Genomic DNA, 23,475 nt, shown 5'->3' on the forward strand with positions numbered 1-23,475 from the left:
AGCGAACAGACATGATGATCAACGATCCCCTGAGCGACATGATCGCTCGCATCAAGAACGCGGCCACCCGCAAGCGTTCGTCGGTGCTCACCCCGGCTTCCCGCCTGCGCCAGCGCGTCCTGGACGTGCTGCAGGACGAGGGCTACATCCGCGGCTATTCGCTGGTTCAGAACCCCGGCGAGTTCCCGCAGTTCGAGATCGAGCTGAAGTACTTCGACGGCCAGCCGGTGATCGCCGAGATCGCCCGCGTGTCGAAGCCCGGCCGTCGCGTCTATTCGGCCATCGGCGATCTGAAGCCGGTCAAGAACGGCCTCGGCATCTCGATCCTTTCGACTTCGAAGGGCGTCATGTCCGACGCCGCCGCCCGCGACGCTAACGTCGGCGGCGAAGTCCTCTGCAGGGTCTACTGATATGTCTCGTATCGGCAAGAAAACCATCGCTGTGCCGAAGGGCGTGACCGTCACGCTCAACGGCCAGGACATCACCGTGAAGGGTCCGAAGGGCGAACGCTCCTGGACCGTCGCCGAAGAGATCGAAGTCAAGCAGGAAGGCGACGAACTGTCGCTGACCCCGCGTTCGGACACGCAGCGCGCCAAGGCCATGTGGGGCCTGTCGCGCACCCTGGTCGCCAACATGGTGACGGGCGTGACCGAAGGCTTCGAGAAGACCCTGGAACTGGTCGGCGTCGGTTACCGCGCCGCCCTGAAGGGCAAGGATCTCTCGCTGCAGCTCGGCTTCTCGCACGACGTCGACATCGCTCCGCCGGAAGGCGTCACCTTCGCTGTGCCGAAGCAGACCGAGATCAAGATCTCGGGCGCCGACAAGCAGGTCGTTGGTGAAATCGCCGCAGTCATCCGCAAGATGCGTCCGCCGGAGCCGTATAAGGGCAAGGGCGTGCGCTATCAGGGCGAATTCGTCCGGCGCAAGGAAGGCAAGAAGAAGTAAGTCATGGCTCTCTCTCTTCAACAACAAGCCAAGCGCCGCGCCGAGCGCACTCGCCGCCGCCTGAAGGCTGTCGCCAACGGTCGCCTGCGTCTGTCGGTTCACCGTTCGGACAAGAACATCTCGGCCCAGATCATCGACGACGCCCAGGGCGTCACGGTGGCCTCCGCCTCGTCGCTGGAAGGCGGCAAGGGGTCCAAGGGTTCGGACGTCGCAGCCGCTGCCAAGATCGGCAAGCTGATCGCCGAGCGCGCCATCGAGAAGGGCGTCACCGACGTCGTCTTCGATCGTGGCGGCTACATCTATCACGGCCGGGTCAAGGCGCTGGCGGAAGCCGCGCGCGAAGCCGGCCTGAACTTCTAAGGGAACGGCAAGCATGGCTCGTGAACCCCAACGCGGCGGCGGCGACCGCAACCGTCGCGACAACCGCAACGCTCCCGTTGATGGTCCGGATTCGGACATCGTCGAGAAGCTGGTGCACATCAACCGCGTCGCCGCCACCGTCAAAGGCGGCCGCCGGTTCTCGTTCGCGGCCCTGATGGTCGTCGGCGACGGCAAGGGCCGCGTCGGCTTCGGTCATGGCAAGGCGCGCGAAGTGCCGGAAGCCATCCGCAAGGCGACCGAAGAAGCCAAGAAGACCATGATCAAGGTTCCGCTGCGCGAGAACCGCACCCTGCACCACGACGGCAACGGCCGTTGGGGCGCTGGCAAGATCATGATGCGTGCGGCGCCTCCGGGCACCGGCGTCATCGCGGGCGGTCCGATGCGTGCAGTCCTCGAAACCCTCGGCGTCCAGGACGTCGTGGGCAAGTCGACCGGCTCGTCGAACCCCTACAACATGATCCGCGCCACCTTCGAAGCTCTGAAGGTCCAGTCGTCGCCGCGCCAGATCGCCTCCAAGCGGGGCAAGAAGGTGTCCGACCTGATGGGCCGCCGCAATGACGGCGCTTCGGCGCCGGAAGCCGTGGAGGGCTGATAGATGGCCAAGACCGAAAAGAAGACTGTGACCGTCCGTCAGACGGCGAGCCCGATCCGCCGCAAGGGCGATCAGCGCGCCACCCTGGTGGGCCTGGGTCTCAACCAGATCGGCCGTGAGTCGACCCTGGAAGACACCCCCTCCGTCCGTGGGATGATCGCCAAGGTCGCCCACATGGTGGAAGTGGTCGAGAAATAAGACGCTTCGCCCTCTCCCGTTCGCGGGGGAGGGCGTTTCGCTTTATGAAGAAGCATCTTGCGATGCAGACGCGGGTCGCTTAATCAGCGACCCTTCAATTTTTACAACGCCGAGTCAGGACCGCCTGGCGGACCTGGCGCTAGAACCCGAAAGGATCAGGCAATGAAACTGAACGAAATCCGCGACAACGAAGGCGCAACCAAGAAGCGCATGCGCGTCGGCCGTGGCCCGGGCTCGGGCAAGGGCAAGACCGCTGGTCGCGGCGTCAAGGGCCAGAACTCGCGTTCGGGCGGCGGCAAGGTCGGCTTCGAAGGCGGCCAGATGCCGCTGTACATGCGTATGCCGAAGCGCGGCTTTAACGTGCCGAACGCGCCGAAGCTGGCTGAAGTCAACCTGTGGCGCCTGCAAGAGGCCATCGACGGCGGCAAGCTGGACGCCAAGGCCGAGATCAACGGCGCGGCCCTGGTCGCCGCCGGCGTGATCCGCCGCGTCAAGGACGGCGTGCGCGTCCTGGGCGAAGGCGAGCTGAAGGCCAAGCTGAACCTGGTGGTCTGGTCGGCCTCGGCCGGCGCCATTAAGGCGGTGGAAGCCGCCGGCGGTTCGGTCAAGCAGGAGCGCATCGAAGCTGAAGCCAAGGCTGCGGCCCGTCTCGAGAAGCGCAATGCGGCTCGCGGCAAGGCTCCGGCGCCGAAGGCTCCGCTGGGCGACGCCAACAAGATCTCGGCTCGCGCCAAGCGCGCCGCGGCCAAGGCCTAAATCCGATATCGTCATCCCGACGGGGGCGCGGCTCTCGCGCCTTCGCCGGGAAGGTCCGGAACGGGATGACGATTTTCCGAAAGCGGCCCTCGCAAGAGCGCCGCTTTCCGCCTATCTGAGCACGGGCATGACTAATGGTGACCGTGTGGGGAGCGCCTGATGGCTTCGGCCGCTGAACAACTTGCTGCCAATATGAACATCGGCTCGTTCGCGAAAGCGACCGAGCTGCACAAGCGCCTGCTGTTCACGCTGGGCGCGCTGCTGGTCTATCGGATCGGCACCTATGTTCCGATCCCCGGGATCAATGGCGAGGCCTTCCTGGCCTTCTTCCAGAATCCGGATGGCCAACGCGGCATCCTGGACATGTTCAACATGTTCTCGGGCGGCGCCGTCGAGCGCATGGCCGTGTTCGCGCTGAACGTGATGCCCTACATCTCGGCGTCGATCATCGTCCAGCTGATGGGCGCGGTCTATCCGCCGTGGGAGAAGCTGAAGAAGGAAGGCGGCGAGTCGGGCCGCAAGCAGCTGAACCAGTACACCCGCTATCTGACGGTGTTCCTGGCCCTGGCCCAGTCCTTCGGCATCGCGGTGGGCCTGAACGCCCAGCCCGGCCTGATCGACCAGCCCGGTCTGTTCTTCATCATTTCGACGGTCACGGTCCTGACCGGCGGCACCATGTTCCTGATGTGGCTGGGCGAGCAGGTGACGGCGCGCGGCGTCGGCAACGGCATCTCCCTGATCATCTTCGCGGGCATTGTGGCGGTTCTGCCGTCGACGGTGGCGCGGATGCTGGGCCTGGCCCAGCAGGGCCAGATGTCGGCCTTCACCCTGTTCTTCATCGCCATCATGGCGGTGGCGGTCATCGTCTTCATCGTCTTTATGGAGCGCGCCCAGCGCCGTCTTCTGATCCAGTATCCGAAGCGCCAGGAAGGCAACCGCATGACCGGCGGCGAGCGCAGCTTCCTGCCGCTGAAGGTCAACACCGCCGGCGTGATCCCGGCCATCTTCGCTTCGTCGCTGCTGATGCTGCCGACGACGGTGGCTCAGTTCACGGCGAACGCGAATCTGCCGGAATGGATGAGTTGGCTGCCGCTGGTGACGGCGCAGCTGACGCACGGCAAGCCCGTCTTCATGGTGCTGTACGCCGTCCTGATCATCTTCTTCTGCTTCTTCTACACCTCGATCACCTTCAACCCCGAGGACACGGCCGAGAACCTGCGCAAATACGGCGGCTTCCTGCCGGGCATCCGTCCGGGCAAGCGCACGGCCGAGTATCTGGACTATGTCCTGACGCGCCTGACGGTGATCGGCGCCGCCTATATCACCGCCGTCTGTCTGCTGCCGGAGTTCCTGGTCAGCAGCCTGGGGAACAGCCTGTACTTTGGCGGAACGTCTATCTTGATCGTGGTCTCGGTGACGATGGACACTGTCGCCCAGATTCAGTCGCACCTGCTGGCTCACCAGTATGAGGGGCTGATCAAGAAGGCCAAGTTGCGCGGCCGTGGCCGGGGCGGTTCCGCTCCTGCCCGTCGCTGATCGGGTAGGGGGCCCGAAGACATAATGAACCTGATCCTGTTCGGGCCGCCTGCGGCCGGCAAGGGCACCCAGGCCAAGCGGCTGGTCGAGGGGCGGGGCATGGTCCAGCTCTCGACCGGCGACATGCTGCGCGCGGCGATCGCTTCCGGCTCCGAGCTGGGGCTGAAGGTCAAGGACGTGCTGGCGCGCGGCGACCTCGTCACCGACGAGATCGTCATCGCCCTGATCGAAGCCCGTCTGCCGGAGGCCGAGGCCGCCGGCGGCGCCATCTTTGACGGCTTCCCCCGCACGGTGGCTCAGGCTGAAGCATTGGACGCCATGCTGGCCAAGCGCGGCGCCAAGATCGACAGCGTCATCCGCCTGAAGGTGGACGACGCCGCCCTGACGGATCGGATCGGCAAGCGGTTCGCCGAGCAGGGCCGTGCAGACGACAATCCCGAGACCTTCAAGGACCGTCTGGCCGTCTACAACCGCCAGACCGCGCCGCTGCTTCCCTACTATGAAGGCCAGGGCAAGCTGACCGAGGTGGACGGCATGGGCGATATCGCCGCCGTGGCCGCCGCTATCGACGCAGCGCTGGACGCCTGATCAGGCGCGCGGTCTGATCTCCTCGACTTCTGAAGCGTTAGCGTTCGGAAGCCTGTGCGGGAGAGGCGGTTGCGACCGGAACGAATGAAACAATGGCGCTGGGGCGCAGCGGGGCTTGTGGCTCTTCTGCACCTCGGCGCCTTTGTGCTTTTGGGCGTAGGGCGGCCCGAGACGACCCTGGACGCGCCGCCGCCGCTTATCATTGTCGACCTGATTCCGTTTGAACGTCCCGAGCCGCCTCCGCCCCCGCCTGCGGAACCGGCAGTCACGCAAGGGGGCGGAGCGCCCGCCGCCGCCTCAAGCGTGCGCCCCCCGCGCCCGCGTCCGGCGCCGCCTCCGCCCGAAGTCGTCGCGCCCCCGCGTCCCGCTCATGAACAGCCACTGGTCGTCGGCGCGGCGCCAGAGCCCGGTCCGACGCCGGGTCAGGGCCAGGGCGGGCAGGGGACGGGCAGCGGCGGGGGCAGCGGTTCCGGCGTCGGCCCCGGCGAGGGCGACGGCCCGCCGCGCATCATCCGCGGCCCGACGGTGGGCGAACTGCGGGCCCTGCATCCGCGCGAAGCCTTCCGCCAGCGGAGGGGCGGGCAGGCGACGCTGGCCTGTCGGGTTCGGCTGGACACCACCCTGAGCGACTGCCGCCTGGTGGACGAAACGCCGCCGGGGATGGGATTCGGTCAGGCGGCCCTTGCGGCCTCACGATATTTCCGCTTTCGTCCTCCGACGCAGAACGGAGCGCCGATTGATGGTCGAGAGGTCCGGGTGGGGGTCGAATGGCCCTGAACCATCCTGCTCACGGCGCTTGCCCGTTGACGCATCGGGAATCCCCTGTATAAGGGCGGACTTCCGCGAAGGGCGTACACGCTCCTGGTCTGTTGACCGGAGCGGTTTCTGCGTCTGATTAACGCGTACTTGGAGAATTTCGTGGCCCGTATCGCAGGCGTCAACATTCCGACCAACAAGCGCGTTGAAATCGCGCTTCAGTACATCCACGGCATTGGCGCGCACAACGCCAAGGAGATCACGGCCAAGATCGGCATCGAGCCGGCTCGCCGCGTGAACCAGCTGACCGACGCGGAGATCCTGCAGATCCGCGAAGCCATCGACCGCGACTACACCGTCGAAGGCGACCTGCGTCGCGAGACGTCGATGAACATCAAGCGTCTGATGGACCTGGCCTGCTATCGCGGCCTGCGTCACCGTAAGGGCCTGCCGGTCCGCGGCCAGCGCACTCACACCAACGCTCGCACCCGCAAGGGTCCGGCCAAGCCGATCGCCGGCAAGAAGAAGTAAGAGAGAGGCCTGACCGATGGCTAAGGAACCGGGTCGCGTTAAGCGCCGCGAACGTAAGAACATCACCTCGGGCGTCGCCCACGTGAATGCTTCGTTCAACAACACCATGGTGACCATCACCGACGCTCAAGGGAATGCGATTTCCTGGTCGTCGGCCGGCCACATGGGCTTCAAGGGCTCGCGCAAGTCGACGCCGTACGCCGCTCAGATGGCTGCGGAAGACGCTGGCAAGAAGGCCGCCGAGCACGGCGTCAAGACGCTGGAAGTGAACGTCTCGGGTCCGGGGTCGGGCCGTGAGTCGGCCCTGCGCGCCCTGCAGGCCGTCGGCATGACGATCACGACCATCCGCGACGTGACGCCGATGCCGCACAACGGCTGCCGTCCGCCCAAGCGCCGTCGCGTCTAAGGTTCACGCCGCCTACCCCTTCTCCCGGCGGCTCCTGTTGTCCTGAACGTGAGGACACGGAGCCGTCGAAACCCGTTCGAGGGACTTTATGATCGAAAGAAACTGGCAAGAGCTGATCCGTCCCGAGAAACCGCAAGTCGAGGGCGGGTCTGACCCGCAGCACAAGGCGCGTCTGATCGCCGAACCTCTCGAGCGCGGTTTCGGTGTGACGCTCGGCAACGCGCTTCGTCGCGTTCTGCTGTCTTCGCTTCAAGGCGCGGCGGTCACGGCCATTCAGATCGACGGCGTTGTTCACGAGTTCTCGTCGCTGGAAGGCGTTCGCGAGGACGTCGTCGACATCGTTCTGAACATCAAGCAACTGGCCCTGCGCATGCACGCAGAAGGTCCGAAGCGGATGACCCTGCGCGCCACGGGCCCTGGCCCGGTGACTGCGGCTCAGATCGAACTGCCGGCCGATATCGAGGTGCTGAACCCGGATCACGTGATCTGCACCCTGGACGACGGCGCTTCGGTCCGCATGGAACTGACGGTCCAGAACGGCAAGGGCTACGTCGCCGCCGAACTGAACCGCCCGGAAGACGCTCCGATCGGCCTGATCGCCGTCGACGCCCTGTATTCGCCGGTGAAGCGCGTCGCCTATCGCGTCGAGCCGACCCGTCAGGGCCAGTCGCTGGACTACGACAAGCTGATCCTGGAAGTTGAAACCAACGGCGCCGTCTCGCCGGTTGACGCCGTGGCCTACGCCGCGCGCATCCTGCAAGACCAGCTGCAGATCTTCATCACCTTCGATGAGCCGACGAAGGCTGTCGAGCAGTCGGACGGCAAGCCCGAACTGCCCTTCAACCCGGCCCTGCTGAAGAAGGTGGACGAGCTGGAGCTGTCGGTCCGTTCGGCCAACTGCCTGAAGAACGACAACATCGTCTACATCGGCGACCTGATCCAGAAGACCGAGGGCGAAATGCTTCGCACCCCGAACTTCGGCCGCAAGTCGTTGAACGAAATCAAGGAAGTTCTGGCGTCCATGAGCCTGAGCCTCGGCATGGATGTGCCGAACTGGCCGCCGGAAAACATCGAAGATCTGGCCAAGAAGTTCGACGACCAGATCTGATCATTAACCCCTCCGCCCAGGTCCCGCGTGGATCGGTTGGGGCGGTTAGAATGAGAGGCCCCAGGTCTCGTCCGCCAAGTAGGGACGAGAAACCAGGGTCGAGTAGGAGAGACCCCGATGCGCCACGGCGCCGCCTATCGTAAGCTCGGCCGTACGGTCAGCCACCGCCAGGCCATGTTCGCCAACATGGCCGCCTCGCTGATCAAGCACGAGCAGATCACGACCACCCTGCCCAAGGCGAAGGAACTGCGTCCGTTCGTCGAGAAGCTGGTCACCCTGGCCAAGAAGGGCGACCTGCACGCCCGTCGTCAGGCCATCAGCGCCGTTCGCGACGTGCCGCAGGTCGGCAAGCTGTTCGACACGCTGGCTCCGCGTTACGCCGAGCGTAACGGCGGCTACATCCGCATCATGAAGGCGGGCTTCCGTCACGGCGACAACGCTGCGATGGCCGTCATCGAGTTCGTGGATCGCGACGTCGAGGCCAAGGGCAAGGACTCCGGTCCGGTCTTCGCCATCGAGGGCGACGACGAGGCCTGATTTCAGGCTTTACTGTTGAAATGTCGAAAGGGCGGCCGGAGCGATCCGGCCGCCCTTTCTTTTTGCCTCCGCCGTGGCTTGGCTGTGGGTAATCCTCGTCGCAGGCCTTTTCAGGCTGCGGGTAAATTGCGTCCGGGCCGCGAAGACGCCAAGCTGTCGCCAAGCCTCGCAGAAGGCTGAGAGTGAACGCATCAGGAGATCCCATGACCCGTCCGCCCGCCGTGCTTGCGGCCAGTTTGGCTTTTTGGGCCCTGTCTTCCGTCAGCGCCCTGGCGCTGGAGGCCGGTTCGGCCCCGGCGGCGATAGTCGCCCAGGCCGCCCCCGCCCGCACCCTCACCACCCCGCTGGAGGCGTTCGGCCATGAGGTGGGGGCGGACTATCATCTGATCACCTACACCCAGTTCGAGCGCTATCTGCACACCCTGGCCGGCCAGTCGGACCGGATGAAGCTGTTGGAGATCGGCAAGTCCTCGGAAGGGCGGACGCAGTACCTCTCGGTCGTTTCCTCGCCGCAGAACCTGGCGAACATCGACCGCTATCAGGAGATCGCGCGGCGCCTGGCCAAGGCCGAGGGCGTCAGCGAGGACGAGGCCCGCGCCCTGGCCGCCGAGGGCAAGGCCGTGGTGTGGATCGACGGCGGCCTGCACTCCACCGAAACCGTGCCGCCCCAGGCCCTGATCGCCGCCTTGTATGAATGGCTGACCGCCGAGGACGCCGAGGCCAGGCGCATCCTGGACGACGTGGTCATCCTGTTCGCGCCGATGAACCCGGACGGATGGGAGCTGGTCTCGACCTGGTATATGCGTAACGCGGACCCGCTGAAGCGCGAATACGCGTCTATTCCCCGCCTGTATCAGAAGTACGTCGGTCACGATAACAACCGCGACTACTACCTGTCGGCGATGACCGAGACGACCAACGTCAATCGGCAGTTCTTCCGCGAGTGGTTCCCGCAGATCATCTACAACCACCACCAGACGGCGCCGGCGGGGACCGTGGTCTTCATGCCGCCGTTCCGCGACCCCTTCAACTACAACTACGATCCGCTGGTCATGAGCACCCTGTCCGAGGTCGGGGCCGCCATGCACAGCCGCCTGATCGAGGAGGGCAAGCCCGGCTCGACCATGCGCAGCGGGGCCAACTATTCGACATGGAACAACGGGATGGAGCGCTCCGTCACCTATTTCCACAATGCGGTCGGCCTGCTGACCGAGATCACCGGCCATCCGACCCCCAGCCAGATCAGCCTGATCCCGGACAACCAGTTGCCGCGCAACGACCTGCCCCTGCCGGTGGCGCCCCAGACCTGGCGTTTCGCCCAGTCGATTGAGTACTCGCAATCGATCAATCGGGCGGTGCTGAACTACGCCTCGCGCAACAAGGATCGGGTGCTGTTCAACATCTGGCGCATGGGGCAAAACGCCATCGACAAGGGGAATGCCGACACCTGGCGGGTCACGCCCTCGGCGATCGACGCCCTGAACGCAGCGGCGGGCGAGAACGCTCGCCGAGTCGATCCGGCGCTGTATGAAAGCGTGTTGCGCGACCCGGCCCGGCGCGATCCGCGCGGCTATGTCATCCCGGCGGATCAGGCCGACCTGCCCACCGCCGTCGCCTTCCTCAACAGCCTGATCAAGACCGGCGTGGATGTGGATCGCGCCACCCAGGCCTTCACCGTGGGCGGCAAGACCTATCCGGCGGGCTCCTATGTGGTGAAGACGGCCCAGGCCTATCGCCCGCACGTCCTGGACATGTTCGAGCCGCAGGACCACCCGCACGACCTGCAGTATCCGGGCGGCCCGCCCAAACTGCCCTATGACGCCACCGGCTACACCCTGGCCATGCAGATGGGCGTGCAGTTCGACCGCATCCTGGACGGCTTCGAGGCGCCGACCGAACGCGTCGCCGACGTCATGGCCCCGCCGCCGGGCCGGATCGAGGGATCGGGCCGGGCGGGCTGGCTGATCGATCATGCGCCCGTCAACGGCTACATCCTGACCAACCGCCTGCTGGCGGCGGGTCTGCCCGTCTACTGGCAGGAGGGCGAGACCCGCGCCGGTCGCGCGACCCTGCCGCCCGGCGCCCTGTGGATTCCGGCCGACGACAAGGCCCGCCCGATTGTCGAGGCGGCCGTGCGCGACCTGGGCCTGACCGCCCACGCGGTCGCCCGCGCGCCGGGCGGCGAGCAGATCGCCCTGAAGCCGGTGCGCATCGGCCTGGTCGACCGCTACGGCGGCTCCATGGCCTCGGGCTGGACCCAGTGGATGCTGGAGCAGTTCGAATATCCGTTCGAGGTGGTCTACCCGCAGCGCCTCGACGCAGGCGACCTGAACAAGGATTTCGACGTCCTGGTCTTCGCCTCGGACATGATCCCGGCCGACCTGTCCGCCGCCGCCCAGCGCCCGCAGCCGGCGCCCGAGAGCATCCCCGCCGAATACCGCGGCTGGCTGGGCCACATCACCGCCGAGACGACCGTGCCCCAGCTGGACGCCTTTGCACGGGCGGGCGGCAGCGTCGTCACCATCGGCTCGGCCCACCGCCTGGCCGCCGCCATGGGCGCGCCGGTGCAGGACGTGCTGACGGGCGCCGACGGCAAGCCCCTGGCCTCGACCGACTTCTTCATCCCCGGCGCGGTGATGCAGACCGAGGTCGACAACAGCCGCCCCCTGACCTTCGGCGCCCCGCGTCAGATGAACGTCTTCTTCAACCGCAACACGGGCTTCCGCCATGCGGGCGAAGGGGCCGGCCTGGTGCGCTATCCGCAACAGGTCGCCGTCTCCAGCGGCTGGGCGATCGGCCCGGAGAGGCTGTCGGGCGCCGACGCCGTGCTGGACCTGCAGCACAGCCAGGGCCGGGTCATCGTTCTGGGTCCCGATGTGGTGAACCGCGCCCAGGCGCGGGCGTCGTCGCGACTGCTGTTCAACGCCCTGTTCTACGGCCCCGCTGCAAGCCGCGCTAAGGACTAAGCGCGGCGCTCAGGCGTAAAAATGAAAAGGCCGCCCGGCGTCTGCGGGGCGGCCTTTTTGCTGCGGGAAGCGTCGGGATCAGCTTTCGGAGGCGTCGGCCTGCGCCGCCTTCGCGGCCCGGCTGCGGCCATAGATGAAGTAGACGGCGAGGCCGACAAGGTTCCAGACCACGAACCAGATCTGTGTCTTCTGCGGCAGGCTGGCGAGCAGGTACAGACAGCCCGCGATGGCGACGGGACCAACGAACCAGCCCAGCGGCGTGCGGAAGCCGCGCGCCATGTCCGGCGCGCGACGACGCAGGATCAACATGCACAGGGCCACGGCGCTGAACGCCACCAGAGTGCCGGCGTTGGCGAGGGCGACGATTTCGTCCAGCGGGAAGAACAGGGCGATGGTTCCCACCACGCAGGCGGTGAACATGGTGATGCGCACCGGGGCGCCGCCCCTGGAGACGCGGGCCAGGCCGCGCGGCAGCAGGCCGTCGCGCGCCATGACGAAGAAGATGCGGCTCTGGCCGTAGAAGAAGGCCAGGATCACCGTGGGCAGGGTCAGGACCGCCGTGACCGCCAGGAAATGAGCGGCGCCGGGCTGGCTGATCTCGCGCAGGATCAGGGCCAGCGGCTCGGGGCTGTTGGCGAAGCGGGTGAAGGGTGTCGCCCCCAGGGCGACGGTGGCGATGATGGTGTAGATGGCCGCGCAGGCCAGCATGGAGCCGATGATCCCAATCGCCAGGTCGCGCTTGGGATTGCGCGTTTCCTCGGCCGCCGTGGCGATGGCGTCGAAACCGTAGAAGGCCGAGAAGATGATGGCCGCCGCCGCCATGACCCCGCGCTCGACGCCGTCAGGCCCCATGTGACGGGCGAAACCATAGGGGCTGAAGGGCTCCAGGTTGGCGGCGTTGAAGTGAGGCAGGGCGAACCAGACGAACAGGGCCAGGGCCGACAGCTTCACCGCCACCAGGATCAGGTTCAGCGTCGCGCTTTTCTTGGCGCCCGTCAGCAGCAGGGCGGCCACGACGACGATGATGAAGAGGGCGGGCACGTTGGCGATTCCGCCCGCGTGCGGCCCCTGCATCAGGGCCATCGGCAGGCCCAGCCAGTCATGCAGCAGAGGGGCAGCATAGCCTGCCCAACTGACGGCCACGGCGCTGACCACAAGGCTGTATTCCAGGATCAGGCTCCAGCCGATGACCCAACCTGCCATCTGGCCCAGCACTACGCGCGAATAGGTATAGGCGCTGCCCGACGCCGTCACCGTGCTGGCCATCTCTGCGTAGCACATGGCGGCGCAGGCGCAGACGAAACCGGCGATCAGGAAGGACAGCAGGACGGCGGGGCCCGCCTTGTCCGCGCCGATGCCGATCAGGGTCAGGATGCCGGTGCCGACGATGGCGCCTACGCCCATCGCCACCAGATGCGGCCAGCTCAGGCTGCGAGCGAGGCTTTGGGGGCCCGGTTCTGGATTGGAGCGCGGTAGCGCGTCTGGGCCGCCCATCGGTGGCTCCTGTCTGGGGAAGGTCATGAAGCCAGCGGGTTTGCGGTGGATGCCGCGGCAATACAAGGGGCTCGGGCGCGCCAGCGGACGACCCGTCCGGATTTCTGATCCGATGGCGGAATTTTCGTCACGGTTTCACCGTTGAAACGGCACGAAAACGAGGCCGATCCGTCACCGGCACGCGCAAGCTTCCATCGCGCTTTTCTCTATCCCTCCCCATCGGGCAGGAGGGGTCCGATGTCATTACCGGTCGGTATGGCCGTCCCCCCGCCGCAGATTTTTGATCAATCGGTGGAACGACGATGAACAGCAGCTTCAAGACCCTGCTCGTGGTGGCGGCCAGCACCCTGGCTCTGGCGGCCTGCGGCGGCTCGGCCGAGGTGGCTTCGCCCGGCGAGGGCGACTTCGGCAATGGCGGCGGCAATGGCGGCGGTAACGGCAACGGCAATGGCGGCAACGGCCAGGCGGCGGCGGACTGCCCCGCTGGTTTCGCCAACGTCGGCACCATGGCCAACGGCACGTTGCGCAACTGTCAGCTGCCGCAGCAGATCAACGGCCCGCTGACCGTGCCGCTGCGCGCCGGCACCATCTATTCGATTTCGGGCCGCACGGCCGTCGGCGTGGACGGCGGCGTCGACGCCTCGGCCAACACCGGCACTCAGGGCGTACTGACGGTCGAGGCGGGCGTGACCATCTTCGCCTCGGGCGGCGGCGACTATCTGCTGATCAACCGCGGCTCGCAGATCTACGCGGAAGGCACGGCCTCGCAGCCGATCATCTTCACCAGCCGCCAGAACGTCGAAGGCGCGACGAACGAGAACTCGCACGGTCAATGGGGCGGCATCGTCATCGCCGGCCGCGCGCCTCAGGCCAACTGCCAGCTGACCGCACCGGTCACCTGCACCGGCCAGGTCGAGGGCACCAACGCCTTCTATGGCGGCGGCAACGCCAACGACAACTCGGGGCGTCTGCGTTACGTGCAGATCCGTTATTCGGGCTTTGAAATCTCGACCGGCAACGAACTGCAGGCTCTGACCCTGGCGGGCGTCGGCGCGGGCACTGTCATCGAATACGTCCAGTCCTACAACTCGTCGGACGACGGCATCGAAATCTTCGGCGGCAACGTCAACCTGAGCCGCATCGTCATCAACGGCGCTGACGACGATGGCTTCGACACCGACACCGGCTGGCGCGGCGGCGCCCAGTTCGGCATCGTGACCCAGCGCGCTCCGAATGCGACCAGCCGCTCGGCCGGTTTCGAGTTCTCGGCCGCCCCGGCCTCGACGCCTCTGGCCCAGCGCTACAACTCCCAGCCCAAGATCGCCAACTGGACCCTGGTGGGCCGCAACTCGCCGACCGACGCCCACACCGTCGCCCACTTCGACACGGGCGTGAAGGCCACCGTCGTCAACTCGGTCTTCACCAGCGTGGCGGGTTCCGCAGCCGGTTGCCTGGACATTGCGGACGCCGACACCGCCAGCGTGAACCCGGTGTTCAACTCGGTCTTCATGTCCTGCGGCATTCCCTACCGCGCCAGCGGCGCTGCGCGTTCGGAGCCAATCTTCACGGCCGGTTCGAACAACACGGTCAAGGGAACCTCGACCCTGACCGCGCCGACCTCGGGCGTCACCATCACCAATCAGGTTCTGACCTTCATCAACGGCGCCAATGAAACCGCCGTGACCCCGGTCAAGGCCTCGGGCGTGCATCCCTTCTTTGTCGATACCGACTATATCGGCGCCGTGAAGAACGCCTCGGACACCTGGTGGCAGGGTTGGACCTGCGGCCTGACCGCCAACTCGAAGTGCTGATGAACCCTCTGGCGAGGCGGCGGTCCGAAAGGGCCGCCGCCGACCCATTGAGCGCCCAGCCTCTCTCGACCTTCGCAAGGCAGCCGAACATGAAGAACAAGACCCTGACCCGTAACGGGGTGCTGCTGGCCAGCAGCGCCCTCGTCGCCGCTTTCGGCGCGCCCAGTCTCGCGCTCGCCCAGGCTGTCGCACAGGCGGCTGCTCCCGCCGCCGCCGTGGCGCTGAGCACTGAACTGCCCGCCGATCCGGAAAGCCCGGATCAGGTGACGCAGACCCCGGCCACCCAGTTGGGCGACATTGTCGTCCTGGGGCGCAATATCCCGGAGCCGAACCGTCAGAGCGCCGAGGTGGCTGCTTTCCTGACCTCCGAAGACCTGCAACGCACCGGCGATTCCACCGCCGCCGCCGCCCTGACCCGCGTGACCGGCCTGTCGATCGTCGATGGTCGCTTCGTCTATGTACGCGGTCTGGGCGAGCGCTATTCCTCGGCCCTGCTGAACGGCTCGCCGTTGCCCAGTCCCGAACCGCTGCAACGCGTGGTGCCGCTGGACCTGTTCCCCTCCAGCATCCTGGCGGGCGTGACGGTTCAGAAGTCCTATTCTCCCAACTATCCGGGCGAGTTCGGCGGCGGGGTCATTGACCTGCGTACGGTGGACGCCCCGGCCGAGCCCTTCCTGACCTTCAAGGCGGGCGTCGGCGGCAACACCGAGACCACCGCGCGCGACAACCTCGTCTACTACGGCTCGGATTCCGACTGGACCGGGTTCGACGACGACACCCGCAAGGTTCCGGGCCAGATCGCCCAGGCCTTCCGTCTCGGCAAACAGATCAACCTGGCCAACTTCTCGGCGTCGGAAGTTCAGGCGATGGGCCGCTCGCTGGTCAATGCGCCGCTGCGTCTGATGCAGCGTCAGCAGACGCCGGTCGACGGTAGTCTGGAGCTGGCGGGCGGCTTCCGCACCCCGACCGAGATCGGCGACATGGGCGTCATCGCCGTCGCCGGCTATGACAACTCGTGGCGCACCCGTCAGGCGATCCAGGAAAAATCGCAGTTCGAAGGCGACATCCTGATCCCCCGGTCGACCAAGGATGTTGAGTCCAATCAGAACGATGTGCGCCTGAACTTCCTGGGCGGCCTGTCGCTGACGACCGACGATCATGAGGTGAAGTGGACGAACCTCTATGTCCGCACCACGACCAAGCGCGCCCGCATCTCCAGCGGCCCGGACTTCGACGCGGGCGACAGCATCATCCGCAACGACTACACGGAATGGTTCGTGCGCCAGTTGTTCACCAGCCAGCTCGCGGGCGAACATTATTTCGGCGCTGACGGCGCGTGGAAGCTGGACTGGCGCGCGGCCTACGCCAAGACCTCGCGCGACGCCCCCTATGAATCGCGCTTCCAGTATGGCGTCGACGCCCAGGATCGCCTGATCCACAATGTTCAGGGCAACCAGATCTCGTTCAGCGAACTGGACGATGAAGTCTGGTCCGGCGGCGCGGACCTGGCCTACAAACTGCCGATGGCGGCGGGCCGCGAAGCAACCATCAGCGTCGGCGCATCGACGCTGGACAACACCCGATCAGCCGAGCGTCACGACCTGCAGTTCGAGGCCGTCAACGGCCTGACCGACAGCCAGCGCCGGGCGCGCATCGACTATCTGTTCTCGGACTTCAACATCAATCCGTGGACCCTGCAGTTGCGTGAGGTCGCAGGCTCGAACGGCGCCAACGCCTATGACGCCGACCTCAAGGTCAACGCGGTCTACGCCATGGTCGACGCCGAGTTCGTGCCGACCGTGCGCACCACCTTCGGCGTCCGTTTCGAGGACGGACAGCAGAGCGTGACCCCCCGCGACCTGTTCGGCGGGACCTCGTCCTATGAGGCGACCGAGATCAAGGAGCAGTACTGGCTGCCGTCGTTCACCGCGACGTGGAACTTCACCGAGGATCAGCAACTGCGCTTCGGCGCGTCCAAGACGATCGGCCGCCCGCAGTTCCGCGAGCTGGCGCCTCAGGCCTACACCGATCCGGAAAGCGACCGCGTCTTCATCGGCAACCCCTATCTGACGGACACCGAGATCCTGAACCTGGACGCACGCTGGGAATGGTACTTCGGTCGCCAGCAGTTCGTCACGGCGGGCGTCTTCTACAAGAAGCTGGACAAGCCGGTCGAAGCGATGATCGTCGACGTCGGCAATCAGCGCCAGCAGTCCTTCCTCAATGCGCCGGAAGCGACCGTCATGGGCGTCGAGGCCGAGGTGAAGAAGTATTTCGAGTTCGCCGATCAGGCGGCCTTCATTTCCAACAAGCGCTGGCTGGTGCAGGCCAACTACACCTGGTCCGACTCCGAGATTTCGGTGGGTGAGAACGACACCGTCATCACCCTGAGCGGCGCGGGCGCCCCGCAACCGGCCCGCGCCTTCCTGCAGGACGGCAGCCGTCTGCAGGGCCAGTCCGAACACGTCGCCAACCTGCAACTGGGCTGGGAAGACGACACGGCGCGGTCGCAGGCGACGCTGATCCTGAACTATGTGTCGGAGCGGATCACGGCGCGTGGCGCGGGTCTGTATGAAGCCCGCGAGCCTGACTATCTGCAGGAGCCGGGCGCCTTCCTCGACTTCGTCTATCGCAAGGACTTCACCGTTAAGGGCCGCGACCTGGGCTTCGCCTTCGAGCTGCGCAACCTGCTGGGGACCGGGTTCGAGGAGTATCAGGAACTGGGCAACAAGATCCGCATCAACAAATACGATCTGGGCCAGAGCGCCTCGGTCAGCCTGACCGCGCGTTTTTAGGCGCAGGTTACGACTGACATTTGAGCCGGGAGGTCTAGCGGCCTCCCGGCTTTTTTTTATTCCCTCTCCTGATGGGAGAGGGCTTGAGCCTCCAAGAGCGAAGCGATTGGCTCAGGCGAAAGGGTGAGGGTTCGCGGGTGAAGTCGGCCGAAGGCCGTGGCGCGACGGCTTGCGCCGACGGATGGGACAAACCCCTCACCCTTTCGCTTTGCGGATCGCCTGCGGCCCTCCGAAGCTCAAGCCCTCTCCCGCCGGGAGAGGGTGACGTTTGCACGTCATTCGCTCCGAACCCGCTGCATCTGTCGTGACAACTTCTCGGCGCTGTCATGGTTCGGAGCGAGCCGGGTACGGAGCATCCGCCTAGGGAGGCGTTGCGGCCGCGAGAGGCCGTTGGGGATGTCTTCCTTGCTCGCTGGCCTTCGCAAACTGAGCGGCGTTTCATGGGGCCGGGGCGGCTTGTCCCTCCGTCGTCTGCCGCTGCGGCGCGTGGTCGAAGCGGCGCTGATCCTGCTTCTTCTGGTGCAGGCCGGGCGGCTGGTCTGGCTGTTCGCGGCTCCGGCGCCGCAGGCCGTGCAGGCGCGTCTTCTGCCGGAGGTCGATCTCAGCATCCTGTCGCGCTTCGACGCCTTCTTCCGTAACGGCGGTGGAGGTGCGCAAACGTCTCCGTCGGACGGCGGCGGCCTGACCCTGTTCGGCGTGCGCGCGGACGGCGCGGGCGGCGGTTCGGCCATCATCGGCCTGTCGGACGGACGCCAGGTCTCGGTCGCGGCGGGCGAGGAACTGGAGCCGGGGCTGACCCTGACCTCGGTCGCCCCTGATCATATCATGCTGTCGCGCGGCGGCGCGCCGTTCCGTCTCGACTTTCCCGATATGGTCTCGGGCGCCGTGCCCGCAGCGCCTGCAACGACGCCGCAACCCGCTGTGACGGCGCCTGAACCCGCCTCGGCCGAGGACGCGGTGGTCGATCCTCAGCGCCTGATCGCCCAGGCGGGGCTGCGACCCCGCATCCAGGGGCTGGGCGTCAACGGCCTGACCGTTTCCGCATCGGGCGACGGGGGGGAGTTGCGCAATGCGAGGCTGCGCTCGGGCGACGTCATCCTGTCTGTCAACGGCACGGTCCTGAACAGCCCTCAGGCGCTCGCCGCCCTGCGCGGCCAACTGGCCGACGCCCCTTCGGCCCAGATTCAGTTCGAGCGCGACGGTCAGGTCCGCTCCACCACCCTAAGGACGCGCCCATGAAGGCCCCCAGTCGTCGCTCCGGAAGCCGCTCCCTGCTTACCGGCGTTCTGGCCGCTGTTCTGGCGGTCCAGCCGCTGGCCGCCGCGTCGGTGATGGCGCAGGAGACGCGTCAGACGCTGAACGTCCAGAACGCCGACATTCGCGCCTTCGTGCAGGATGTGGCGCGCACGACGGGGCGCACCTTCATCGTCGATCCGGCGGTGACGGGCACGGTGACGGTGTCCAGCCCGCGCCCGCTGACCCGCGCTCAGCTGTTCGAGGTCTTCCTGTCGACGCTGCGGGCCAATGGTCTGGTGGTGACGCCGACGTCGTCCGGCGCCTATCGCATCAGCCCGGCCCAGGGCGCGGCGCAAGGCCCCGCCACCGTCGGCGCCGAACGCTTCACCACCGAGGTCTTCACCCTTCGCCACATCGACGCCGCCTCGGCCGCCGAGACGATCCGGCCTCTGGTCGGGGCGCAGGGGCAGGTGCTGGCCAATCCCGGCGCCAACAGCGTGGTGGTGGCCGACTTCGCCGATAACCTGTCGCGCATCCGGGCGCTGGTCGGCCGCATCGACGTGGACCGTTCCGCCTATGAGGTGGTGGCGCTGGAGAACGCCTCGGCGCGAGAGATCGCAGGCGTGTTGCAACAGGTGACGGGCGGTCCCGGCGGGCCGGGTCTGGTGACGATCACCCCGGTCGAAAGCTCCAACGCCCTGGTGCTGCGCGGGGACGGTCAGGCCCTGTCGCGGGTGCGCGGCCTGATCGCCGATCTGGACGGCCGGGCGCGGGCCAGTCAGGACGTTAATGTCGTCTTTCTGGAACACGCGGACGCCGAGCAGCTTCTGCCGGTTCTGCAACAGATCGTGGGGCAGCCTGCCGATGCGGCGGCGACCTCGTCTCCGCGCCTGCGCACCGCCCGCGCCGGGGCGAACAATGCAACGAGCGGCATGGGGCAGGGCGGCCTGACCACGACGGGCGAGGGCGACAGCGGGCCGATCGGCTCGACCACGGTGACCGCCACCGGCCAGCGCGCCACGATCGCCCGTTTCCCCGGCGCGAACGCTCTGGTCATCTCCGGCCCGGCGGACCTGCAACGCACCTTGACCGAGGTGATCCGCCAACTGGACGTGCGCCGGCAGCAGGTGCTGATCGAGGCCATCGTCGTAGAACTGAGCGACAAGGCCGTGCGCGATCTGGGCGTGCAGTGGCTGATGGCGGGCGAAAACGGCGTCGGCCTGACCAACTATTCCGACCGTGCGGCGCCGCTGGTTCCCATCGCGGGCGGGGCGGCGGCAGGGCAGCTGGACAAGGACGACCCCCTGCGCGAGCGGTTGCAGAACCTGGCGCTGAACAGCCTGCTGGGCGCCAACGGCTTTGTCGGCGGGGCGGGCGGCAAATGGGGCGACGGCCTGTTCGGCTTCATCATCAATGCGGCCAAGACGGACGCGGGCTCCAACCTGTTGCAGACCCCGTCGATCATGACGCTGGACAACGAAGAGGCGACCTTCCTGGTCGGGCAGGAGGTGCCGATCACCACCGGCCGGGCCATTCTGGACGGCAACTCCAACCCCTTCACCACGACCGAGCGCAAGGACATCGGCGTGCGCCTGACGGTGCGGCCCCAGATCAATGCGGGCGGCTCCATCACCCTGACGCTGCGGCAGGAGGTGTCGAGCATCAACGGCCTGCTGACCAGCGGCGCCAACGACCTGATCCTGGACAAGCGCGAGCTGGAGACGACGCTGGTGGTCGATGACGGCGACATCGCCGTGGCGGGCGGCCTGCTGGATCAGAACGATCGGCTGGAGGTCAGCAAGGTGCCGGGTCTGGGCGACATTCCGGGCGTCGGCGTCCTGTTCCGCTCGACCAGCCGCGAGCGGGGGCGGACCAATCTGATGGTCTTCCTGCGCCCGACCATATTGCGCACGACGGCGGACGCGCAGGGGCTGGCGGCGGATCGCTGGGGCTATATGCGCGGCGAGCAGCAGCGGGTTCACCCCGACCGCGAGCCGAGCCTAGACGCCCTGCTGCGTGACTATATGCAGGCCCAGCCGCCTGCGGCTCCGGCAGCGGGGGAGCCGTTGGTCATCGCCCCTGTGGCGCCGGTCGCGGCCCGGCAGCTGCCGCCCGCAGCGGGAGCCGCCCGGTGATCACCGTCGTCGATCCGCGTCTGCCCTACGGCTTCGCCAAGACTCACGGCGTCCTGCTGCTGGCGGCGGGCGAGGTGATGGCGGTGGGGGTGCGCGAGGGCGCAGACCCTCTGGCGCTGGTCGAGGCGCGCCGCGCGCTGGGCCGCCCGCTGGAGGCGACGCCGCTCAGCGCCGCCGCCTTCGATCGCAAGCTGTCGGAAGTCTATGCGGGCGAGCAGTTGACGGCGGCCGACGGCGACGACCTGTCCCTGCCGGTGGGGCTGGACAGTCTGGTGGACGACATTCCGGCGGCGGCGGACCTGCTGGACGCCACGGACGACGCGCCGGTCATCCGCCTGATCAACGGCGTCATCGCCGAGGCCGCCCGCATCGGCGCCTCGGACGTGCATCTGGAAAGCTATGAGACGCGCCTGCTGGTGCGGATGCGGGTGGACGGGGTGCTGCGCGAGGCGCTGAGCCTGAACCCACGCGTGGCGCCGCTGCTGGTGTCGCGTATCAAGGTCATGGCGCGTCTCGACATCGCCGAGAAGCGCAAACCTCAGGACGGGCGCATTCCCCTGACGCTGGGCGGAAAGTCGCTGGACGTGCGCGTCTCGACCCTGCCGTCGCGGGCGGGCGAGCGGGTGGTGCTGCGGATTCTGGACAAGGATCAGGCCGGGCTGACGCTGGATCGGCTGGGCATGAATCCGGCGGCGCTGGAGGCCTTCCGTCACGCGCTGGCCGAGCCGAACGGCATCATCCTCGTCACCGGCCCGACCGGTTCGGGCAAGACGACCAGCCTCTATGCCGGACTGTCGCTGCTGAACGACGGCTCGCGCAACATCCTGACGGTCGAAGACCCGGTTGAATACGCCATGGAGGGCGTGGGCCAGACGCAGGTGAACCCCAAGGTCGGCATGACCTTCGCCGCCGGTCTGCGCGCCATCCTGCGTCAGGATCCCGATGTGGTCATGGTCGGCGAGATCCGCGACACGGAGACGGCGGCCATCGCCGTGCAGGCGTCGCTGACAGGCCACCTGGTGCTGTCGACGGTCCACACCAACGACGCGGCCGGGGCCGTGACGCGCCTGCGCGACATGGGAGTCGAGCCCTTCCTGCTGGCCTCGACTCTGCGGCTGGTGGTGGCGCAAAGGCTGGTGCGGCGCCTGTGCCCGCACTGCCGGATCGAGGAGACTGCGGACAGGGCGACGGCGCGGCTGATCGGCGCCGAAGAAGGCGTGCGCGTCTGGCGGCCGCACGGCTGCGCCGACTGCGGCTCGACCGGCTATGTCGGCCGCATCGGCCTCTATGAGACGCTGACGGTGGACGAGAAGGTGCGCCGCCTGATCGCCTCGGGCGCGGATGAAGACGCGGTGTTCGACGCCGCCTTCGCGCGCGGCGGGACGCTGGCCGACCGGGCGCGAGCGCTGGTGCTGGAGGGCGTCACCTCGGTCGAGGAGGCCCTGCGCGTGGCGCGTCAGGAAACCGCCGCCGAAGAGGTCGCGGCCTGATGGCGGCCTTCGACTACATCGCGGCTGACGCGGTCGGGCGGACGGTCAGCGGCTCTGTGACCGCTGCCGACGAGGCCGCCGCGCGCAAGGCGCTGGCGAAGCGTCAGCTGGCGCCATTACAGCTGTCGCCCGGTCGCTCGGGCGCAGTCGCGGCGGCGTCGAAAGCCGGCAAGGCCGGACGGCTGTCGCCCAAGGCGCTGGCGCTGACGACGCGACAGCTGGCGACGCTGATCTCCGTCTCTCCGCTGGAAGAGGCGCTGCGCAATCTGATGCTACAGGCGGATCGGCCGAACGTCCGCCGCGTGCTGGAAGGCGTCCACGCCGGGGTGATCGAAGGACGGCGCCTGTCCGACGCCATGGGCCAGCAGGGTGCGGCCTTTCCGCCGCTGTATCGCGCCATGACGGCGGCGGGCGAGCAGTCAGGCGCGCTGCAACCCATCCTCGAACGGCTGGCCGACGGGCTGGAGCGGGACGAGGTCGTGCGCGGCAAGGTGCTGACGGCGCTGGTCTATCCGTGTGTGCTGGCGGTCGTGGCGCTGGGCGTCATCGTCGCCATGATGACCTATATCGTGCCCAAGGTGGTCGATCAGTTCGACAGCATGGGTCAGACCCTGCCGCTGCTGACGCGGCTGGTCATCGGCCTGTCGGACCTGATGCGCGACTGGGGCTGGTTGATGGCGCTGATCCTCGCCGCCGTGGTCGCTGCGGGGCTGATCGCGCGGCGTCGCGAGGCGGTGCGGCTGAAGCTGGACGCCTGGGTGCTGCGGCTGCCGCTGGTCGGACGGTTGACGCGCGATCTGCACGGGGCGCGCATGGCCCGCACCCTGTCGACCATGATCGCGGCGGGCCTGCCGGTGCTGGAGGGGCTGACCATCACCGCCCGCACCGTCTCCAACCGCGCCCTGCGCCGCGCCACCGAACAGATGGCCGAGGCCGTGCGCGAAGGCGGGGGCCTGTCGGCCGCCATGCGCCGCGCCGAGGTCTTCCCGCCCATCCTCGTCTACATGACTGCATCCGGCGAAAGCAGCGGTCGGCTGGAGCCCATGCTGGAGCGTGCGGCCGACTATCTGGAGCGCGAATTCTCCAACTTCACCGCCGTGATGCTCAGCCTGCTGGAGCCAGCGATCATCGTGGTCATGGGCGGGATCGTCGCCGTGATCGTGCTGTCGATCCTGCTTCCCATTCTTCAGATCAACACCCTGGCCCTGGGGTGA

Annotated in this window: 20 protein-coding genes and 1 pseudogene; 20 read left to right on the top strand and 1 reads right to left on the bottom strand. The window is 67.2% G+C overall.

Annotated elements, in window-relative coordinates:
- Nucleotides 1-11: 11 nt before the first annotated feature.
- From rpsH to RSD66_RS06845, 14 genes and pseudogenes are all read left to right on the top strand, one after another.
- Entirely contained in the window at nucleotides 12-410 is a 399-nt protein-coding gene (gene rpsH / locus RSD66_RS06780) for a 30S ribosomal protein S8 (RefSeq protein ID WP_003170021.1), read from the top strand.
- 1 nt (nucleotide 411) lies between these two features.
- Nucleotides 412-945, top strand: a complete 534-nt coding sequence (gene rplF / locus RSD66_RS06785) for a 50S ribosomal protein L6 (RefSeq protein ID WP_003170020.1) — start codon at nucleotides 412-414, stop codon at nucleotides 943-945.
- 3 nt (nucleotides 946-948) lie between these two features.
- Nucleotides 949-1,305 (top strand): 50S ribosomal protein L18, encoded by a 357-nt coding sequence (rplR, locus tag RSD66_RS06790; RefSeq protein ID WP_003170019.1) that lies wholly within the window; start codon nucleotides 949-951, stop codon nucleotides 1,303-1,305.
- A gap of 13 nt (nucleotides 1,306-1,318) precedes the next feature.
- Nucleotides 1,319-1,918, top strand: coding sequence for a 30S ribosomal protein S5 (gene rpsE, locus RSD66_RS06795; protein ID WP_024353167.1), 600 nt, complete (start codon nucleotides 1,319-1,321; stop codon nucleotides 1,916-1,918).
- A 3-nt stretch (nucleotides 1,919-1,921) separates the two neighbouring features.
- Nucleotides 1,922-2,116, top strand: a complete 195-nt coding sequence (gene rpmD, locus RSD66_RS06800; protein WP_024353166.1) for a 50S ribosomal protein L30 — start codon at nucleotides 1,922-1,924, stop codon at nucleotides 2,114-2,116.
- 162 nt (nucleotides 2,117-2,278) lie between these two features.
- Nucleotides 2,279-2,719 (top strand): annotated as a pseudogene (rplO, locus tag RSD66_RS06805) (50S ribosomal protein L15); the annotation flags it as partial.
- 312 nt (nucleotides 2,720-3,031) lie between these two features.
- Nucleotides 3,032-4,408, top strand: coding sequence for a preprotein translocase subunit SecY (secY, locus tag RSD66_RS06810; RefSeq protein WP_024353164.1), 1,377 nt, complete (start codon nucleotides 3,032-3,034; stop codon nucleotides 4,406-4,408).
- Nucleotides 4,409-4,432: 24 nt separating this feature from the next.
- Nucleotides 4,433-4,996 carry an adenylate kinase gene (locus tag RSD66_RS06815; RefSeq protein ID WP_024353163.1) on the top strand — a complete coding sequence of 188 codons (564 nt, stop codon included), beginning with the start codon at nucleotides 4,433-4,435 and terminating at the stop codon, nucleotides 4,994-4,996.
- Between the two features lie 84 nt (nucleotides 4,997-5,080).
- Nucleotides 5,081-5,773, top strand: coding sequence for an energy transducer TonB (locus RSD66_RS06820; RefSeq protein ID WP_415289415.1), 693 nt, complete (start codon nucleotides 5,081-5,083; stop codon nucleotides 5,771-5,773).
- Between the two features lie 141 nt (nucleotides 5,774-5,914).
- Nucleotides 5,915-6,283, top strand: a complete 369-nt coding sequence (rpsM, locus tag RSD66_RS06825) for a 30S ribosomal protein S13 (RefSeq protein ID WP_024353161.1) — start codon at nucleotides 5,915-5,917, stop codon at nucleotides 6,281-6,283.
- A gap of 16 nt (nucleotides 6,284-6,299) precedes the next feature.
- Complete coding sequence (gene rpsK, locus RSD66_RS06830; RefSeq protein ID WP_003164390.1) at nucleotides 6,300-6,689, top strand: 30S ribosomal protein S11; 390 nt, start codon at nucleotides 6,300-6,302, stop codon at nucleotides 6,687-6,689.
- 88 nt (nucleotides 6,690-6,777) lie between these two features.
- A complete protein-coding gene (locus RSD66_RS06835; protein WP_024353160.1) occupies nucleotides 6,778-7,797 on the top strand; it encodes a DNA-directed RNA polymerase subunit alpha in 1,020 nt (339 codons plus the stop codon).
- A gap of 117 nt (nucleotides 7,798-7,914) precedes the next feature.
- Nucleotides 7,915-8,334: a 50S ribosomal protein L17 gene (gene rplQ, locus RSD66_RS06840; RefSeq protein WP_003170003.1), complete on the top strand. Its 420-nt coding sequence runs from the start codon at nucleotides 7,915-7,917 to the stop codon at nucleotides 8,332-8,334.
- Nucleotides 8,335-8,537: 203 nt separating this feature from the next.
- Nucleotides 8,538-11,300 carry a M14 metallopeptidase family protein gene (locus RSD66_RS06845; protein WP_415289416.1) on the top strand — a complete coding sequence of 921 codons (2,763 nt, stop codon included), beginning with the start codon at nucleotides 8,538-8,540 and terminating at the stop codon, nucleotides 11,298-11,300.
- Nucleotides 11,301-11,378: 78 nt separating this feature from the next.
- Here the strand turns inward: RSD66_RS06845 and RSD66_RS06850 are convergent, their stop codons facing one another.
- Nucleotides 11,379-12,794 carry an amino acid permease gene (locus RSD66_RS06850; protein WP_415289417.1) on the bottom strand — a complete coding sequence of 472 codons (1,416 nt, stop codon included), beginning with the start codon at nucleotides 12,792-12,794 and terminating at the stop codon, nucleotides 11,379-11,381.
- A 302-nt stretch (nucleotides 12,795-13,096) separates the two neighbouring features.
- Between RSD66_RS06850 and RSD66_RS06855 the strand changes: the two genes are divergently transcribed.
- The 6 genes from RSD66_RS06855 (at nucleotide 13,097) to gspF (ending at nucleotide 23,475) form a co-directional block, all read left to right on the top strand.
- A complete protein-coding gene (locus tag RSD66_RS06855; RefSeq protein WP_024353157.1) occupies nucleotides 13,097-14,605 on the top strand; it encodes a hypothetical protein in 1,509 nt (502 codons plus the stop codon).
- A gap of 89 nt (nucleotides 14,606-14,694) precedes the next feature.
- A complete protein-coding gene (locus tag RSD66_RS06860) occupies nucleotides 14,695-17,400 on the top strand; it encodes a TonB-dependent receptor domain-containing protein (RefSeq protein WP_346525408.1) in 2,706 nt (901 codons plus the stop codon).
- A gap of 456 nt (nucleotides 17,401-17,856) precedes the next feature.
- Nucleotides 17,857-18,639, top strand: coding sequence for a type II secretion system protein N (locus RSD66_RS06865; RefSeq protein ID WP_415289418.1), 783 nt, complete (start codon nucleotides 17,857-17,859; stop codon nucleotides 18,637-18,639).
- On the top strand, nucleotides 18,636-20,771 hold the full coding sequence (gene gspD, locus RSD66_RS06870) for a type II secretion system secretin GspD (RefSeq protein ID WP_415289419.1): 2,136 nt from the start codon (nucleotides 18,636-18,638) through the stop codon (nucleotides 20,769-20,771). The genes RSD66_RS06865 and gspD overlap by 4 nt, the downstream gene beginning before the upstream one ends.
- Nucleotides 20,768-22,261 (top strand): type II secretion system ATPase GspE, encoded by a 1,494-nt coding sequence (gspE, locus tag RSD66_RS06875; protein WP_024353153.1) that lies wholly within the window; start codon nucleotides 20,768-20,770, stop codon nucleotides 22,259-22,261. Before gspD ends, gspE begins: the two co-directional genes overlap by 4 nt.
- Nucleotides 22,261-23,475: a type II secretion system inner membrane protein GspF gene (gspF, locus tag RSD66_RS06880; RefSeq protein WP_415289420.1), complete on the top strand. Its 1,215-nt coding sequence runs from the start codon at nucleotides 22,261-22,263 to the stop codon at nucleotides 23,473-23,475. Before gspE ends, gspF begins: the two co-directional genes overlap by 1 nt.

This window comes from Brevundimonas sp. S1H14 (assembly GCF_047716865.1).
In the GTDB taxonomy this organism is placed as follows: domain Bacteria; phylum Pseudomonadota; class Alphaproteobacteria; order Caulobacterales; family Caulobacteraceae; genus Brevundimonas; species Brevundimonas naejangsanensis.